Origin of the sequence: Nocardia sp. NPDC004151 (genome assembly GCF_042874235.1) — a bacterium.
Lineage (GTDB): Bacteria > Actinomycetota > Actinomycetes > Mycobacteriales > Mycobacteriaceae > Nocardia.
Map to the genome: position 1 here is coordinate 644,078 of NZ_JBIAMR010000001.1, position 16,639 is coordinate 660,716.

Sequence of the window (16,639 nt, forward strand, 5' to 3'; positions counted from 1 at the left end):
CTCGAACGCTCGCCGCGACCTTTTCTGTGTCTGATTGCCCCTCCGCTGCGCTCCGGGGCGGGTTCGCGGCCCCTGGTCCCGATTCTTCCCTCCTCCGCTCCTCCGCTTCGCTCCCCCGCTCCGTCGGTCCAGAATCGGGACGGCCGCGAACATCCGCGGCTTCTGCCTAGATATCGGGGTGATCCAGGTCACGCCATTCGCCCGAGGTGGGCTCAGCATGCGCGCCGGCCACTGATCCTGCGGCCGAGCGAGGGCGGCGGGTCCAGGCGTCGGGGTCGTGCAGCAGTTCGTCCAGGAAGGACGGCAGCAAGTCGTGGGCGATGTCGGCGATGGTGACGCGCTCGAGCACGGAACGAATGTTCACACGTAGCCCGATCCAGACCCGCTGCAGCGGTTCGGCCGCGCCGGTATAGCTGACGTCCTCCGGCCGTTGCCCGCGCACCGAGGCCAGCGGGCCTTCCACGGCGCGGATCACATTCGCGATGCTGATCTCGGCGGCCGGGCGGGCCAGCCGGTAACCACCGTCCGGACCGCGGCGGCTGATCACCAGATCGCCCTTGCGCAGATCCGCGACCACCGACTCCAGCACCTTCGGCGGAATGTCCTGGGCGGCGACGATCGCGTCGGCCTTCACCGAATCCGGTTGCCCCTTCGCGATTTCGACGAGGGTGCGCACCGCGTAATCGACCTTCGCGGTGATGTGCACGGAAACTCCTGAAATCGGACCGGTGGTGTGAAAACCCTATCGCGCTGGATACAGCACACCGAGTGCGGCATTCAGCAAGGTCGTCTCGACGTGGTCGACATCCATGTCCGGGACGATCTCCTGGGTCATCATCGCGGTGCTGAGCACCTGCATGGCCGCGGCGGCCCGCAAGAGGGTGTCGGCGTCCGGATCGGGTCCCGCCATCCACCGGCACATGCGGTGATGCAACTCGATCATGTCGGGGTAGCGATTGCCGAGCGCGTTGACGATGGCGACCGTGTCGCGCATGCACAGCGCGCCCACCTGACGGTTGGCCAGGGTGGAGTGCAGGCGCTCGCGAATCACCGCTCGGACGTTGTCGGGAGTTGCGGGCAGGTTGTCGAGGCTCGCGACCTGATCCCGCACTTCGTCGAACATCGGCTCGATGATCGCTACCAGCAGATCGACCTTCGAGGCATAGTGATAGTAGAGCGAGGCTTTTGTGATTCCCACCGCATCGGCGACCTCGCGCAAACTGCTGTGGTCGAACCCTTTGCTGGCGAATAACTGCAGAGCGGCGTCGCGGATCGCCTCTTTAGTGCTTCTACCTGCGACAACGGTCCCGGAACCGTTCTGGCCACCCATGCACTCATCCTCTCACTCGTGCTCGAAATGCGATCAACGCCACCTGGAGTCGAGGTTGTTCCTCCACTTAGCTCCTCGGTAGTCTACCTACCGCACGGTAGGCAGATTTCGTTTCGTGAAGGCGGGGAGCGGTAGCTCCCGGCGGCAGTGTTGTCTACGCGCTCGCACACCAGCACCCCTGTTCAGCCCGCACAAACCATCGCCCAGGAGACTCCTCGTGTCCGTATACCTCTATCGGTGGGGAAAGTTCGCCTTCCGCCGTAAATGGATCGTCATCGCGGCGTGGATCGCCGCGTTGTTCGTGATCGGCGGTGTCGGCGGCTCCCTGGCCAAGCCGTTCCAGGACTCCTTCACCATGCCGGACCTGCCATCCGAGCGGGCCACCAAGATCCTCGACGAGCATTTCCCGGGCGCCTCCGCCGGCTTCGACCAGAATGCCGTCAACGGCACCTACGTGATCGCCGCGCCGAACGGTCAGAAGCTGACCGATCCCGGCAACGCGGCCGCGCTGCAGGCCTTCGTCACCAAGCTCGGTGAACTCAACATCATCGACAAGACCGCGCCGCTGATGAACCCGGTCGACATCACCAAGAAGATCGGTGAGCGCGCTGGAATCGACTGCCTCGCCGCCGACCGCTCCAACCCGGCCTTCGCCGCGAACTGCTCGAGCGCACCGCTGAACGTGCTGAACGAGGAGCACCCGGACTCGGTCGCGACCATGCAGGTCAAGTACACGATCCCGAAGTACTCCGACCTCACCGCGGCGGACCGTGAAGCCGCCTACAAGGTCGGTGACGACGCGCGCGCGGCCGGCCTGCAGGTCGAACTCATCGGTTCCATCACCCAGGATCCGGGCGGCTCCAGCGGCGCCTCGGAGATGATCGGCATCGCGGTGGCCCTGGTGGTCATGGTGATCGCGTTCGGCGCGATCGTGGCGGCCTTCGTGCCGATCCTCACCGCGCTGGTCGGTGTCGGCACCGCCATCTCCGTCATCATGTTCGGCACCCACTGGCTGACCGTGCCGACCTTCACCCCGATCCTGGCCTCGATGATCGGCCTGGCGCTGTCCATCGACTACGCCATGTTCATCGTCTCCCGGTACAAACACGAACTGGCCGTGTCGAATTCGCCGGAGGAGGCCGCGGGCACCGCGGTCGGCACCGCGGGCTCGGCCGTCATCTTCGCCGGTCTGACCGTCATCATCGCGCTGGCGGGTCTCACCTTCGTCCGGGTCAGCTTCCTCACCTCGATGGGTATCTTCGGCGCGGTCTCCGCGGCCATGGCGGTGCTGGTGGCCGTCACCCTGATGCCCGCGCTCATGGGCGCGTTCGGCCGCTTCCTGTTCAAGCCGAAGCTGCCGCTGGTCGCCCAGCACGATCCCGAGGACGACACGTCGGTCACCAACGGCCAGCGTTTCGCCCGCCTCATCGGCAAGGCGCCCGCGCTGACCCTCGGCATCTCCGTGGTGCTGCTCGGCCTGCTCGCCGCCCCCGCGGTGAACCTGCAGCTGGGTCTGCCCGGCGGCGACTCGATGCCGCACGACACCACCATCCGCAAGGCGTACGACCTGCAGACCGAGGGCTTCGGCGAAGGCTCGAACGGCACCCTGATGGTGGCGGTCGACCTCAGCAAGACCCCGGAGAACCAGCGCACCGAGGCGCTGAACGCGTTGCGCGACAAGCTGGCCCACTACCCGGGCATGGACTACCTGACGGTGGCCCAGCACAGCCAGGACGGGCAGGCCGCCATGTTCATGGGCGTCCCGCACGCCGGACCGAACAACAAAGAGACCAAGGACCTGGTCAAGGACGCACGCAATGCCGAGTCGGAGCTGAAGGCTCAGTACGGCATGGAGTACGGCATCACCGGTACGACCGCCATCTTCGCGGACGTCTCGCAGGCGCTGCTGGTCAAGATCATCCCGTATCTGGCGATCGTGGCGGGCGCGGCATTCATCCTGCTGCTCTTGGTGTTCCGCTCCATCCTGGTGCCGCTGACCGCCGCGCTCGGCTTCCTGCTCTCCATGGCGGCCACCTTCGGCGCGACCGTGCTCATCTTCCAGGACGGCAAGTTCGGCCTGGTCGAACCGCACCCGCTGGTCAGCTTCCTGCCGATCATGTTGATCGGCTTGGTATTCGGTCTCGCCATGGACTACCAGGTGTTCCTGGTGACCCGCATGCGTGAGGAATACGTGCACGGCAAGTCCGCCAAGGAAGCCATGATCAGCGGCTACCACCACGGCGCCCGCGTCGTGACCTCCGCCGCCATCATCATGATCTCGGTCTTCAGCGCATTCATGCTGCAGGACAACGTGGTGGCCAAGTCCATGGGCTTCGCCATGGCGGCGGGCGTCTTCTTCGACGCCTTCATCGTCCGCATGGTGCTCATCCCGTCGCTGCTCGCCCTGCTGGGCGACTCGGCGTGGTGGATCCCCAAGTGGCTGGACCGCATCCTCCCCGACATCGACGTGGAAGGCGCCAAGCTCACCGAGCTGAAGCAGTCCACCGTCCCCGCCGAGACGAAGGAACACGCCACGATCGGCTGATCGACGCGTCGCACGCTCGGCCCCCACCCGGATTCCGGGTGGGGGCCGAGTTCGTTTGCGCGCCTGGTTCGTCAGCGCAGGAAGCGGACGGCAGCGTTGCGGAGCGCGATACCGGCGGCGGTGCCGGGAACCATGAGGGCGGCGGCCGCGCGGAAGCCGCGCTGCCTCGGTTCGACGAGCTCGCGGTGGCGGCGCTCGTAGGCCACCAGAGCGTGCCGGGGGTCATCGGGTGTGCGGGTGAGTTCCTCGGCCAGGGTGTGCGCACCCGCGATGGCGAGGGTGGTGCCGTCGCCGAACAGGGAGAGCGAGGATCCGGCGTCGCCGAGCAGGGCGACGCGGCCGATCGACCAGTGCGGCAGACTGATTCGGCTCACCGAGTCGAAGTAGATGTCGTCGGCGGCCTGGAGGCGGTCGAGGAGATCGGTGAAGATGCCGGTACGGCCGGTGAAGGCCGCGGCGACCAGGCGTTTGTGTTGCGCGAGGTCACGGTGGTCGAAGCCGGGAACAGCGGACTGCCGGAACATGAAGGCGGCCACGGCTTTCCCCCTGGACGGGTGGACGGTGATCGCGCGGCCCGGCCGGTTGAACATGACCACTTCACGTTCGTCGTCGAAGACCCGGTCGACGGGCAGGGTGGCGGCGTACATGCCCAGGTGGCGGAGGAATCCGGCCTCGTCGCCGAAGACCAGCCGCCGGACGTTCGAATGCAGTCCGTCGGCTCCGATCACGTAGTCGTAGCGGCCGGTGCCGCCGCTCCGGAAGTGGACGTCCACCCCGCCCGCATCCTGCGTGATCGCCGAAATCGACTCTCCCCAGCGGACTTCGGCCTTGTCGCGAGCCGCATCGAGCAGGACCCCGGCCAGGTCCGCCCGAGCGACCTCCACCTCCCGGTCCCCCGCACCGCCCTGAAAAGCGCTGAGCCGCAACCCCGACCGCTTCCTGCCGGTCTCGTCCACGAAGCTCATCCGATCCACGGCCGACGCCGCCGCCCGCAGCGCGGGCATCACCCCCATGGCCTCGACCACCTCGACCGCCGGCCCCTTCACATCGATCGGGTTGCCGCTCGACCGCTGCCCGCGCGCCCGCTCGACCACAGTCACATCGAACCCGCTGCGCCCCAGCCAATACGCCAGCGTCGCCCCCGCGATCCCCGCCCCGGAGATCAGCACGGCCTTGCTCATCGTCATCACCTCCAGCCAAAGTGGACGATTTTCGTCCACTTTTCAGACGGTACAGTAACCGGAAGAATTTCGTCCACTTATTGCCGGAGGTGAGGACAACGGCCGAGCTCAGGTCCGATGCCCGCAACAACCGCGACCAGATCCTGGCCGCCGCCCAGCTCGTCTTCCGGGAGCAGGGCGCCAATGTCTCCATGAAGGACATCGCCGACGCCGCCGGCGTCGGCGTCGGCACCCTCTACCGGCGCTTCCCCGACCGCGGCGCCCTCATCACCGCCGCCGCCCACTCCTACCTCTCGGCCCTCTCCGACCTGGCCGCCACCGCCGAACGCGAAGCCCCCACCCCCTTCGAAGCCCTCACCCGCCTCCTCCGAACCTGCGCCGAACTCCGCCTCGGCGCCCTCGCCGCCGCCATCGAACCCACCCTCCACGCCGACATCAAGGCCGACCCCACCCTCACCGAAGTCCGCGCCACCATCACCGACCGCATCGACAACCTGACCACCCGAGCCCACGCCGACGGCACCCTCCGCCCCGACGTCACCCCCGCCGACATCGGCCGGCTGATGACCCTCCAGATCTACGCCACCCCCGACGAGCCCTACCCCACCGCCGTCAACCGAGTCCTCGACCTCCTCCTCGACGGCCTCCGCCCCTGAAAAGAAAAGCCCCGCACCGGTTTCCCAGCGCGGGGCTACTCCTTCGATCAGAGTCCGAGGGCCTTCAGCAGGCCGCCGACACCCGGAATGGAATCGGCTCTTCCAGATATCGGTTCAGAGTCCGAGCAGCTTCAGCAAGCCACCGATCACCGGGATCGAGCTCGCACTGCCCGTTCCGGTGGCGGGCGGCGCCGGGCAGCTCGGTCCACCCTGAACAACATCGATGGGACCCAGCAATTCGAGGCCGCCACCGGTATTCGTGGCCGAATCCCACGCGCCCGCATAGATGTTCGTCGACTGGGCCACATCCGGCTTCCATTGAACGGTCAGATCCTGACCCGTGACCATCTGTGCGACGGCGAAAGTCCTGGCATTGCCGCCGGCCGACGATACGTCACTGAAGATGAACTCGTGGTACCCACTGGGAGCCCGATTCAGCAGTGCGGTCTGGTCCGCGACAGGCAACGTAATCGTATAAGTGGAACCGACACAGTACGCCGACGACTGCGAAACGCTCATCTGCGCGGATGCGGTCGTGGCCGCGACAACCGTTGCCACCCCCAAGGTCACGAATCCGGCTGTTCCTATCCCCGCCCAACGAATTCGAGTGTTCTTCATACCGACCCCTTCGCTCATTCGACGCCCCAACGATCGACGTCCATGCACGAAGCTACTGCAGCCCACCGACAAAATCGGACGGCCCTATTCAACCGTCATCGCACGAAATCGCCTGCAGCATAGTGCAATTACAGGCACGCGAAAGACGCCGACAGATTGAATCACCTATTCATTTCGCGGGCGTTGATCCAGCGGGTGACGGAGGGCAGGGAGGCGAGGATGGCCACACCTAGATAGAGGGCCATGAAGCCGAGAGACCAGGCCAGTACGAAAGGGCTCGCGGGCACATGCCGCTGCCACTCGAGCACCTGTTCGGCGAAGAGCGGAACGAAGCCGAGAATGACCAGGACTCGGCCTACCGCCGTGCGACGCAGCAGCAAGATGCCGCCGGGGATCAGTAGCAAGGCAGCGATCGGCCCGCACACCATCGACGGCAGCACACCCATGAGCTTCCGCATCTCATCCGAGTAGCTCCACCACAGGTGGTACTGCGCAGCACTTCCCAACGCGGTGAGCACCCCGAACCCGAGGGCCGCAACCCCCGCGAGAACCCCGGCAGCGCTGTCCACCCGAGGCGGCACGTGCTGCGCGGGGTACCAGTAGGCCTGGCCAGGCTGATTGTGCGGGTAGGACATCGAAGCCTCCAGGCTACTCGTTCGCACGGAAAGTTCTGCGTTGCAAGCAATCCTGCGAGCCAAGGCTTAAACAAACCTTTTCGCCCGGATAAATAGAAGAAGCCCCTCACCTGTGTGAACAGGTGAGGGGCTCCTCAGCGGTGGCGGAGGGATTTGAACCCTCGGAGGGGGGTTACCCCTCACACGCTTTCGAGGCGTGCTCCTTAGGCCGCTCGGACACGCCACCGGTGGTGACTTTACAGGAGGACCGTGCGGAAACCGAAATCGGCTGGAGAGGGGGCTAGGGGCGGTGGGATCGGAAGAAAGAGTCCAGGAGAGCGGCGCATTCGGGTTCGAGGACGCCGGCGCGGACCTGGGGGCGGTGATTGAGACGTCGGTCACGGACCACGTCCCAGAGGGAACCGACGGCACCGGTCTTGGGCTCCCAGGCGCCGAAGACGACGCGGGAGACGCGGGAGAGGACCAGGGCGCCGGCGCACATGGTGCAGGGCTCGAGGGTGACGGCGAGGGTGGCGCCCTCGAGGCGCCAGCCGTCGCCGTGGACCCGGGCGGCGGCGCGCAGGGCGAGGACTTCGGCGTGGGCGGTGGGATCGCCCAGGGCTTCCCGGGCGTTGGCGGCGCGCGCGAGTTCACGGCCGTCGGCGTCGAAGACGACCGCGCCGACGGGAACGTCGCGCGGATCGGCCGCGGCGGCGGCGGCGATGGCGGCCCGCATCATCGCCTCGTCGGAGGCGAGCGAGCCGGTCAACGCGGGAGCTTGTCCAGGACCGCCGAGAACTCGTTGGCGAAGCCGAGACGCTGGGCGATCATGCCGAGCTGCTCGTCGGGGTACAGGTCGGTCTCGGCCAGGATGACCGACAGCACCGGCTCGGGCAGGCCGAGATCGGACAGCACGCCGAGGTCGCCCTCCTCCCACGGTTCGACGTCGTCGAGCTCGTCGGGGTCGATGTCGGGGATCTCGATATTGAGCTCCTCCAGCACATCGGCCGCGATGTCGTAGTCGATGGCGGCCGTGGCATCCGACAGCAGGATGCGGCTGCCGGTGGGGCCCGGGCGCAGAATGATGAAGAACTCGTCGTCGACGTCGAGCAGGCCGAACACCGCGCCGGAACTTCGCAGCGCGCGCAACTCGTGCTCGGCCGCGGACAGACTGGACAGGGACGCGTCGCTCAGCGGCGTCACCTTCCAGTTGGCTTCCTCACGGACAACGGCCACCGCGAACCCTTCCACGTCGTCGAAGTCGTCCGACGCCGCCCTGTTCGTGCTCGAGCGTTGTGCTGCCATGCGCGCAACGGTAGTCCGCTTCGGGGGAAATGTTGAAGTCGTATGCGAATCTGATCGCATGACGGGCACTTCGAAACCAGCTGTCTGCGTCCTGGGTACCGGTTTGATCGGCGGTTCGGTCCTGCGGGCCGCCGCCGCCGGGGGCTACGAGGCCTTCGGCTACAACCGGTCCGAGGTCGGCGCCAAGGCCGCCCGGATGGACGGCTACGACGTGATCAGCGATGTGGAGGCGGTGCTGTCGCGCGCCGCCGGACGCGACGCGCTGATCGTGGTCGGCGTGCCCATGCCCGCCATCGACGCGGTGCTCTCCGATGTGAAGACCTTCGCACCCGACTGCGTGCTCACCGACGTGGTGAGCGTGAAGGCCCCGGTCGCGGCCGCCGTGCAACGCCACGAACTGAGCGCCCGCTACGTGGGCGGTCACCCGATGGCCGGGACCAGCGAATCCGGTTGGGCCGCATCCACTCCCGACCTGTTCAAGAACGCCGCCTGGGCGGTCAGCGTGGACCCGGGCGTGCACGCCGACAACTTCCGGCGTGTCGCCCAGCTCGCCCTGGACTGCGGCGCGGTGGTGGTCCCGGTGCTGGCGGTGGAGCACGACCGCGCGGTCGCCCGCATCTCGCACCTACCCCACGTGCTCGCCGAGGCGCTCGCCATCGAAGGCGCCAACGGCGGCCCGCTGGCGCTCGGTCTCGCGGCGGGCTCCTTCCGCGACGGCACCCGCGTCGCCGCCACCTCCCCCGAACTGGTCCGCGCGATCTGCGAACCCAATGCCGCCGCCCTGCTGGACGTCCTCGACGACACCCTCGAGGTGCTCACCCAGGCCCGCGACAGCCTGCGCGCCAACGGCACCATCACCGAACTGACCGAGGCCGGTCACGACGCCCGCACCGACTACGACGACAACGAACGCTGGCCGATCACCGACATCACCCCCGGCGAACGCAACTGGCTGACCAAACTCATCGACGCCGGCCGCTCAGGCGGCGTCCTCACCTCCCTCGACTGATCGCCGAGTGGCACATCCTGGAGCCGAATTCGGACGAAACCCCTCCAGGGTGCGCCACTCGACGGCTAGATGCGTTCGGCCAGGCCGGGATAGTCGAGGAGGAAGCCGTCTTGGTCGACGGTGACGGTGGCGGACGAGACGGGGGACAGCACGTGGATGCCGTCCGGGCCGCTGCTGTACGTGAGGCTGGCCTCCTGCACCAGCAGGTCCGGTAGCCGCACGTAGACGACCGGAACCTGGACGTCCTCGCTCGCTCGGGCCAGCCCGTAGCGGCGGATCGGGAGCGTGTTGAAGAACGGGCTCAGCACCACGTCCACGTCCAGCGCCCCGCCGAAGGTGGAGCGCACATGGGTGTTTCCGGCGTCGATCAGCCAGTAGTCCTCCTCGTCGCGCGCGATCGAGGCGTGGCGTTCGCCGGTGGCCAGGGTGCTGCGCAGCGACAGCCGCTTGGTGACCCCGGATTCATCGGTGACCAGGTCGTAGGAGGCGCTGAACGCGGGATGGTCCTCGCAGTCGCCGGCGATGATCCGGCCCGCGGCGCGAATCCGGTTGCCGCTCAGCACCACCCGCACCGATTCCATGCGTGAGGCGTTGTGTGCGCGCCAGGTGAGAATGGCCGGCCACCGCGGCGCCACCGGCTTGGCGTCCTCACTCCCGTTATCCGTCACGCCTATAACCGTAGTTGCAGGCCCCGGCTCGTCCGAGATCCCCGGCCGGTATCACTCCCATGACCGGACATCGTGATCAACATGCAATGGTGCGGAGCGGTTCTCGGCGTTTCCGCACGCCGGCGCCCACTGATCGACCGCCCGAGTGATAGCGACCGGCTCTGGAGTCCGGCTCCGGCGGGCGTTGTGCTCGGTGTGGATGAGGGACTCGAGTAACGTGCTCTGCGGCACGGGGACTCCGGGGTGAAAGGGACTGTTGTGACGGGCGCGCGGATGGTCGGCCTGTTCGCCGGCATCGGTGGGCTGGAACTCGGGCTCGCGGCCCACGGGTGGCGCAGTGAACTGCTCTGCGAGATCGATTCGGGCGCGCAGGCCGTGCTGGCGGCGCATTTCCCCGGCGTGCCACTGCATTCGGACGTGACCAAGCTCCGTGCGCTGCCGTCCGGGATCGAGCTGGTGGCGGCCGGATTCCCCTGCCAGGACCTGTCCCAGGCCGGGCGTACGGCCGGAATCACCGGCTCCCGTTCGGGTTTGGTGGACGAGGTGTTCCGGCTGGTCAAGCGCAAGCGGGGGCCGCGCTGGCTGCTCATCGAGAACGTGCCGTTCATGCTGCAGCTCGGCGGCGGCGCGGCCATGCGCCACATCACCGACGCCCTCACCGAACTCGGCTACACCTGGGCCTACCGGGTGGTGGACGCGCGCGCGTTCGGGCTGCCGCAGCGGCGGGAGCGGGTGCTGATGCTGGCTTCCCGCACCGAGGATCCGCGGCCCATCCTGTTCGGGACCGACGCGGGCCCGCGGGAGGTCGGCGATCCGGCGCACGATCCGTGCGGCTTCTACTGGACCGAGGGCAATCGCGGACTGGGCTGGGCGGTGAACGCGGTGCCCACCCTGAAGGGCGGTTCGGGCCTCGGCATCGCCAGCCCGCCCGCCGTCCGGCTGCCGTCGGGGGAACTGGTGACGCCGGGCATCACCGACGGGGAACGGTTGCAGGGCTTCGACCGCGACTGGACGACTCCGGCGCTGGAGGTCCCGGGCGTGCGTCCCGGGCATCGCTGGAAGCTGGTCGGCAACGCGGTGAGCGTGCGCATGGCCGAGTGGATCGCCGGGCGCGTCACCGACCCCGCCGACGACCCGATCCCCGAGGGCGAACCGCTGACCCGCCGCAGCTGGCCGACCGCGGCCTGGGGGCATCGCGGGGAGGTGCGTCGGGTTCCGGTGTCCACCTGGCCGGTTCACGCGCCGTACGAGGACCTGCGCTGGTTCCTCGACGATCCCCGGCTGCTCTCGGCCCGGGCGACCGCCGGATTCCTGCGCCGCACCCAGATGGGTTCGCTGCGCTTCCCCGAGGGCTTCCTCGACGATGTCGAGAACCATCTCGAGCGCATGGGAGGCGCTCCCGTCAAAGCCGCGTGAACCTTGCCGGCCTTGTCCGGCGCGGCAAGGATGGCCGCATGACGGATGCGCGGCCGGGCACCGACGCGGCGACCAGCGCCCGTATGGCCAAGCAGCGCCGCGTGGGGACGAAGCCGGAGCTGGCCCTGCGGCGGGAATTGCATCGGCGCGGCGAGCGCTACTTCGTGGACCGGGCGCCGCTGCCGGGACTACGGCGGCGAGCGGACATCGTGTTCCCGCGGCGGAAGGTGGCGGTCTATGTGGACGGGTGCTTCTGGCACAGCTGTCCCAAGCATGCGACTCGCCCGAAGAACAATGCCGAATGGTGGGCCGAGAAGCTGGCGGGGAATGTGGCGCGCGACCGCGACACCGATGCCCGCCTGGCGGCGGCGGGCTGGACCGTGGTGCGGGTGTGGGAACACGAGGCCGCCGAATCGGCAGCCGACCTGGTGCTGACCGCGTTGTCGCGCGGCGTGTGACGTCCGTGTTAACCGATGGGCGACAATGGACGTAGCAACCGGACCAGCCAACCAGTCCGGACGAATCGAAAACTGCCGGGCAGGGCAGTACGAGTGAGCGAGGCCAGCGAAAGCGAGCGCGGTGATGCCAACCGAGCAGAAACTAGCCGAGGCGGCTCCGAGCACGACCGTGCTCCAGCCGCGATGGCGACGGGCACTGCGATGGTTCATCGCGATCTTGATCGCGGTCGCCGGACTCGGCTACTCCTCCTGGGTCCTGGAATTCATCCTGCCCATCCAGAGCAACCCGACCAACACCTTCCTCAGCCAGCTGGCCGAGAAGGGCGCACCGTTCCGCTGGGTCTTCACCACCGGTGACACCGTCTCCGGCTCGCTGCTGGTGGTGGCGGGGCTGGGCGGCGTGCTGCTGTTCTCGCGGCGGCTCTACGCCACCATCGGCTGGGTGGCGCTGGCCTGCTTCGGCGCGGCGACCATCGCGGACGCGCAGTGGCCGATCGTGCCCGACGAGCCGGGCGCGCCCAAACGCTATGTGGATACCGGACTGTTCCCGCAGCTGCACCAGATTCACGCGCTGACCAGCACCCTGGCCGTCTTCTCGATCTACATCGCGATGATCGCGTTCACGGTGGCCGCGTTCAAGTACCGGCGCTGGCCGATCCTGCGGCACACCGGGTTGTGGATTCTGATCGTCGGCTCGGTGGTGACGGCGTGGATGCTGATCGCCGACAACCTGCCCGGCAACTACGGCCTGGGCATCGCGCAGCGCATCCAGGTCGGGGCCATGTCCCTGTGGCTGGTGGCGCTGGCCGTGCAAATCGTTGTGGCCGAACGCGATTCCGGGACGCCGTCCCGGCACCGGCACACCGCGCGCGCGTCCGGCCGCTGACCGCCCGCAGCGGTTAGGGTCGGACCGTGACCAGCGACGCGCACCTCGCCGACACCGCCGCCCAGCTCGACACCGTCGCCGCCGCGACCGAGCGCCTGCTCCCCGCGGTCGCCGCGCTGAGCGACGCCGACCTCGTCGACCCCTCCCTGCTGCCCGGCTGGACCCGCGGCCACGTGCTCGCGCACCTCTCCCGCAATGCCGACAGCCTGGTCAACCTGCTGCTATGGGCCCGCACCGGCATCGAAACCCCGCAGTACGCAAGCCAATACCTCCGCGACTCCGATATCGAGGCCGGTGCGCCGCGCTCGCTGCGCGACCAAATCGAGGACCTCACCGCCTCCGCCGAACGCTGGCTCGCGCTGGCCCGCGTCATGCCCGCCGACCGCTGGACCGCCACCGTCCGCAACCGCATGGGCGGCGAGATCCCCGCGACCCGCGTCATCTGGATGCGCCTGCTGGAGGTGGAGATCCACCACGTCGACCTCAACATCGGCTACACCCCCGCCGACTGGCCCGAGGACTTCACCGCCCGCCTCCTCGCTCAGTCCCTCAGCGAGGTCAAGCCCGCCGACGGAGCGGGCTTCACGGTCACCGCCACCGACACCGGCTACACCGGCGCAGTGGGCACTCAGGGCCCCGAAATCACCGGCCCCGCCGCATCCCTGGCCGCCTGGCTCATCGGCCGCGCCCCCGGCGACGACCTCACCGGCGATCTCCCCGCCCTCGCCGCCTGGAAGTAGCCGCACCCGCCAAAAGCCAAGGGCCCCACACCGTTTGGTGTGGGGCCCTTGTTTGTGCGCCCGAAGGGATTCGAACCCCTAACCTTCTGATCCGTAGTCAGATGCTCTATCCGTTGAGCTACGGGCGCATGTCTATTCAAATGTCCACCCGGCGTACCGGGCAGTGGCGGAGGCGAGAGGATTTGAACCTCCGGTCCCCGTGAAGGGACAACTCATTAGCAGTGAGTCCCATTCGGCCGCTCTGGCACGCCTCCTGGTGCCCCTCTTCGAGGGCGCCGGTTCCTTTCGAACCGCCGGGACAGAAGATTACACAGCGGGTGACCAATAGGCCAAATCGGCTGGTCAGCGTAGGTGCGAGTCGAACCATTCGTAGATTCTGGTCTGTGCGTCGAGCACGGAGACGTCGTCGAGGGCGGCGGGGTCGAAGCCGGGTTGGTCGGGGCGGTGGTGGAGACCGGGGTAGGTGACCACCAGGGTGGCGACGTCGGCGCGGGCGGCGGCCTCGCGCAGGCGGTCCACCTGATCGGGCGGCGTGCGCGGGTCGTCCTCGCCGAAGAGGCCGAGCCAGGGGGCCTGGAAGGCGGGCGCGGCGGCGAGCAGGGCGACGGCCTGCTCGGTGAGGGGCGTTTCGATGCCGGGGGCGGCGACGCTGACGGCCGCGCCGACGCGGCGGTTGGTGGCGACCAGGGCGGCGGCGGTGCCGGCGGAGTCGAAGCCGAGGACGCCGATGCAGTCGCGGAAGACGCCGTGTCCGGTGAGCCACTCGAAGCAGGCGTCGAAGTCGGCGAAGAGGTCGTCGCCGAAGACGCGGTCGAGGCTGCCGTTGGCGGGGCGGTGGAACAGGTCGGGGGCGATGACGGTCCAGCCGTCGGCAGCGAGCGCTCGCATGAGTTCCAGCAATGGCTCGGTGAATTCACGTGATTCGTGCAACACCACGATGCCGCCGCGCGTGTGTCCCTCGGGTTCGAGCACGGTCAGCGCTATCGCGGTGGTGTCGTGCACAGGGGCCAGTTCTCGATAGATGCCCGACATAGGGCCACTGTAGTTGCGCTAGGTAAAAACGAGATAAATCTTTCCGCCGGTCAGGAGGGCCGGAGATATTCCAGCCGAGCGCGATTCGAGCCCGGCTCGGGGCGGGCGAGCAAACCCCGGCCGGCATTCGCGCAAGCCGGACGACACCCCCGGGCGACCCCGCCGGCACTGGACATAGGGTGGAGGGGTGAGCGCGCACATTCGCCCGGACCTCGATGCCATCCCCGCGTACGTCGCCGGCAAGACCCACCCCGGCGCGGTGAAGCTGGCCAGCAACGAGACCACCTTCCCGCCGCTGCCGTCGGTGACCAAGGCCATTGCCGAGGCGGTCGAGCTGTCCCACCGGTACCCGGACAACCACGCCATCGAATTGCGCGGCGCCATCGCGGATTTCCTGGGCGTGGAGCTGGAGAACGTGGCGGCCGGGTGCGGCAGCGTCGCGCTGTGCCAGGAGCTGGTGCAGATCACCTGCCGCAACCCCGACGACGAGGTGCTGTTCGCGTGGCGCTCGTTCGAGGCGTACCCGATCGTCACCCAGGTGGCGGGCGCGAAGGCGGTGCAGGTGCCGCTGGACGATGAATTCACCCACGACCTGGACGCTTTGGCGGCGGCGATCACCCCGAAGACCCGCGTGGTGTTCGTATGCAACCCGAACAATCCGACCGGCACCGCGCGCGGCCGGGCCGAGATCGTGGAGTTCCTCGACAAGGTGCCCTCCGACGTCCTGGTGGTGCTGGACGAGGCGTATTTCGAGTACGTGCGGATACCCGCCGAGGACTTCCCGGACGGCGTCGAACTGGGCCGCACGCGCCCGAACGTGCTGGTGCTGCGCACGTTTTCGAAGGCGTACGGCCTCGCGGGGCTGCGCGTCGGCTACGCGGTCGGCGCGCCCGAGGTGATCACCGCGCTGATGAAGGTGCACATCCCGTTCAGCGTCAGCCGGGTGGCGCAGGCGGCGGCCATCGCGTCCCTGGAGGCGCGGCCTGAGCTGATCGAGCGCACCGATGCGGTTGTGGCCGAACGGGATCGCATGCGCGCCGCGCTGCTGGCGGCGGGCTACCGGGTGCCGGTGAGTCACGCCAACTTCGTCTGGCTGCCGCTGGGCGACCGCAGCGCCGAATACGGGGCGGCCAGCACCGAGGCGGGGGTCATCCTCCGGCCCTACGGCACGGACGGCGTGCGCGTCACGGCGGGCGATCCGCACGAGAACGACGCGTTCCTGGAGTTCGCCACCGATCCGGCGACGATCGCGCGCTTCATCTAGAACACGTTCCTGTTAGGGTCGGCACGCGCCTCGAATCCACACCGGCGCAACCGAAGACCTGACAGGGGGCGCTGCCGCATGCCGTTCGTGACGACCGAAGACGGGGCGAAGATCCACTATCGCGACACCGGCGGCGACGGCCCGGCGGTGCTGCTGATGCACGGCTTCTTCCAGGACACCGAGATGTGGGCCGCCCAGGAGGCGTCCCTGGCTCCGGACTACCGGGTCGTCACCATCGACGCGCGCGGCCACGGCCACACCGAGGACCCGGCCGAGCCGTTCGACAACTGGCGGTTGGCCTGGGACGCATGGGCGGTCGTCGATCACCTCGGCCTGGACCGGCTGGTCGTGGGCGGCCTGCTGCAGGGCGGCTGGATCGGCATGCGCATGGCGCTGCTGCAGCCCGCGCGGGTGCGCGGCCTGATCCTGATCGGCACCCGGGCGGACGCCTACGACGATGCGGAATCCGTTGGCTTCGAGATGATCATCATGAACCAGTGGATCCTGGGCGACGTCCCGCTGGAGCCCATTGCCACCCCGATCGCGGTGCAGATGATCGGTGGCACCCGCGAACAGCGCCGCTACTGGCTCGACAAGTGGAACGCCTCCGATCGGCGTCGGCTCGAGCAGGCCGGACGCTGCCTCATCGACCGCGAGTCCATCGTCGACCTGGTCAAGGACATCACCGCGCCCGCGCTGCTCATGCACGGGGTGCAGGATCAGATCCACAGCCGCCGCCAGACCGAGGAACTGGCCGCGCAGCTGGGCGGTCCGACCCGGGTCGAGACCATCGAGGGACTGGGCGCGGCCCACTCGGTGCCGTTCACCCACCCCGAGGTCACCGACCCGATCATTCGCGACTGGCTCGCGAATCTGCCCGCCCGGTAATGCGAAATGCTGGCGGCCAAGGGGTATGA

General features: G+C 68.3%; 18 protein-coding genes and 3 tRNA genes. 9 read left to right on the top strand and 12 right to left on the bottom strand.

Going from position 1 to position 16,639, the window contains the following annotated elements:
- Positions 1-166: 166 nt before the first annotated feature.
- Together ACFYTS_RS02920 and ACFYTS_RS02925 are read right to left on the bottom strand one after the other, a co-directional pair.
- Positions 167-706, bottom strand: a complete 540-nt coding sequence (locus ACFYTS_RS02920) for an Rrf2 family transcriptional regulator (protein WP_357275274.1) — start codon at positions 704-706, stop codon at positions 167-169.
- A 36-nt stretch (positions 707-742) separates the two neighbouring features.
- Positions 743-1,330: a TetR/AcrR family transcriptional regulator gene (locus tag ACFYTS_RS02925; protein ID WP_357275272.1), complete on the bottom strand. Its 588-nt coding sequence runs from the start codon at positions 1,328-1,330 to the stop codon at positions 743-745.
- A gap of 217 nt (positions 1,331-1,547) precedes the next feature.
- Here ACFYTS_RS02925 and ACFYTS_RS02930 point away from each other — a divergent pair, with 217 nt between their 5' ends.
- Positions 1,548-3,875, top strand: coding sequence for an MMPL family transporter (locus ACFYTS_RS02930; RefSeq protein ID WP_387300893.1), 2,328 nt, complete (start codon positions 1,548-1,550; stop codon positions 3,873-3,875).
- Between the two features lie 71 nt (positions 3,876-3,946).
- On the opposite strand, the gene ACFYTS_RS02935 is transcribed toward ACFYTS_RS02930, so the two are convergent.
- Complete coding sequence (locus ACFYTS_RS02935) at positions 3,947-5,056, bottom strand: FAD-dependent monooxygenase (protein WP_387300895.1); 1,110 nt, start codon at positions 5,054-5,056, stop codon at positions 3,947-3,949.
- 89 nt (positions 5,057-5,145) lie between these two features.
- Between ACFYTS_RS02935 and ACFYTS_RS02940 the strand changes: the two genes are divergently transcribed.
- Positions 5,146-5,712 (top strand): TetR/AcrR family transcriptional regulator, encoded by a 567-nt coding sequence (locus tag ACFYTS_RS02940; protein ID WP_357275267.1) that lies wholly within the window; start codon positions 5,146-5,148, stop codon positions 5,710-5,712.
- Positions 5,713-5,826: 114 nt separating this feature from the next.
- Here the strand turns inward: ACFYTS_RS02940 and ACFYTS_RS02945 are convergent, their stop codons facing one another.
- The 5 genes from ACFYTS_RS02945 to ACFYTS_RS02965 form a co-directional block, all read right to left on the bottom strand.
- A complete protein-coding gene (locus ACFYTS_RS02945; protein WP_387300898.1) occupies positions 5,827-6,348 on the bottom strand; it encodes a hypothetical protein in 522 nt (173 codons plus the stop codon).
- Between the two features lie 143 nt (positions 6,349-6,491).
- Positions 6,492-6,965 (bottom strand): hypothetical protein, encoded by a 474-nt coding sequence (locus ACFYTS_RS02950; RefSeq protein ID WP_387300900.1) that lies wholly within the window; start codon positions 6,963-6,965, stop codon positions 6,492-6,494.
- Between the two features lie 138 nt (positions 6,966-7,103).
- A tRNA-Ser gene (locus tag ACFYTS_RS02955) sits at positions 7,104-7,191 on the bottom strand.
- A gap of 54 nt (positions 7,192-7,245) precedes the next feature.
- Entirely contained in the window at positions 7,246-7,683 is a 438-nt protein-coding gene (locus tag ACFYTS_RS02960; RefSeq protein ID WP_357275930.1) for a nucleoside deaminase, read from the bottom strand.
- A gap of 26 nt (positions 7,684-7,709) precedes the next feature.
- Complete coding sequence (locus ACFYTS_RS02965) at positions 7,710-8,249, bottom strand: tRNA adenosine deaminase-associated protein (protein WP_357275259.1); 540 nt, start codon at positions 8,247-8,249, stop codon at positions 7,710-7,712.
- A 58-nt stretch (positions 8,250-8,307) separates the two neighbouring features.
- Here ACFYTS_RS02965 and ACFYTS_RS02970 point away from each other — a divergent pair, with 58 nt between their 5' ends.
- Positions 8,308-9,258, top strand: a complete 951-nt coding sequence (locus tag ACFYTS_RS02970) for a prephenate dehydrogenase (protein WP_387300902.1) — start codon at positions 8,308-8,310, stop codon at positions 9,256-9,258.
- A 65-nt stretch (positions 9,259-9,323) separates the two neighbouring features.
- On the opposite strand, the gene ACFYTS_RS02975 is transcribed toward ACFYTS_RS02970, so the two are convergent.
- The gene (locus ACFYTS_RS02975; RefSeq protein ID WP_357088043.1) at positions 9,324-9,926 is read right to left on the bottom strand and encodes a putative glycolipid-binding domain-containing protein; all 603 of its coding nucleotides are present in this window, start codon (positions 9,924-9,926) and stop codon (positions 9,324-9,326) included.
- A 273-nt stretch (positions 9,927-10,199) separates the two neighbouring features.
- Here ACFYTS_RS02975 and ACFYTS_RS02980 point away from each other — a divergent pair, with 273 nt between their 5' ends.
- From ACFYTS_RS02980 to ACFYTS_RS02995, 4 genes are all read left to right on the top strand, one after another.
- Positions 10,200-11,342 (top strand): DNA (cytosine-5-)-methyltransferase, encoded by a 1,143-nt coding sequence (locus ACFYTS_RS02980; protein ID WP_357275927.1) that lies wholly within the window; start codon positions 10,200-10,202, stop codon positions 11,340-11,342.
- Between the two features lie 38 nt (positions 11,343-11,380).
- The gene (locus ACFYTS_RS02985) at positions 11,381-11,800 is read left to right on the top strand and encodes a very short patch repair endonuclease (protein ID WP_357275255.1); all 420 of its coding nucleotides are present in this window, start codon (positions 11,381-11,383) and stop codon (positions 11,798-11,800) included.
- Positions 11,801-11,924: 124 nt separating this feature from the next.
- The gene (locus tag ACFYTS_RS02990) at positions 11,925-12,686 is read left to right on the top strand and encodes a DUF998 domain-containing protein (protein ID WP_357275252.1); all 762 of its coding nucleotides are present in this window, start codon (positions 11,925-11,927) and stop codon (positions 12,684-12,686) included.
- 26 nt (positions 12,687-12,712) lie between these two features.
- Entirely contained in the window at positions 12,713-13,426 is a 714-nt protein-coding gene (locus ACFYTS_RS02995; RefSeq protein ID WP_387300905.1) for a maleylpyruvate isomerase family mycothiol-dependent enzyme, read from the top strand.
- A gap of 55 nt (positions 13,427-13,481) precedes the next feature.
- Here the strand turns inward: ACFYTS_RS02995 and ACFYTS_RS03000 are convergent.
- The 3 genes from ACFYTS_RS03000 to ACFYTS_RS03010 all read right to left on the bottom strand — a co-directional run bounded on the left by ACFYTS_RS03000 (position 13,482) and on the right by ACFYTS_RS03010 (position 14,458).
- Positions 13,482-13,554 (bottom strand) — tRNA-Arg (locus tag ACFYTS_RS03000).
- Between the two features lie 36 nt (positions 13,555-13,590).
- Positions 13,591-13,680, bottom strand: a tRNA-Ser gene (locus tag ACFYTS_RS03005).
- Positions 13,681-13,768: 88 nt separating this feature from the next.
- A complete protein-coding gene (locus ACFYTS_RS03010) occupies positions 13,769-14,458 on the bottom strand; it encodes a dienelactone hydrolase family protein (protein WP_357275248.1) in 690 nt (229 codons plus the stop codon).
- Between the two features lie 187 nt (positions 14,459-14,645).
- Here ACFYTS_RS03010 and hisC point away from each other — a divergent pair, with 187 nt between their 5' ends.
- Both hisC and ACFYTS_RS03020 read left to right on the top strand, forming a co-directional pair.
- A complete protein-coding gene (gene hisC, locus ACFYTS_RS03015) occupies positions 14,646-15,722 on the top strand; it encodes a histidinol-phosphate transaminase (protein WP_387300907.1) in 1,077 nt (358 codons plus the stop codon).
- An 87-nt stretch (positions 15,723-15,809) separates the two neighbouring features.
- Positions 15,810-16,610 (top strand): alpha/beta fold hydrolase, encoded by an 801-nt coding sequence (locus ACFYTS_RS03020; RefSeq protein ID WP_387300909.1) that lies wholly within the window; start codon positions 15,810-15,812, stop codon positions 16,608-16,610.
- The last annotated feature ends 29 nt before the right edge of the window (positions 16,611-16,639 follow it).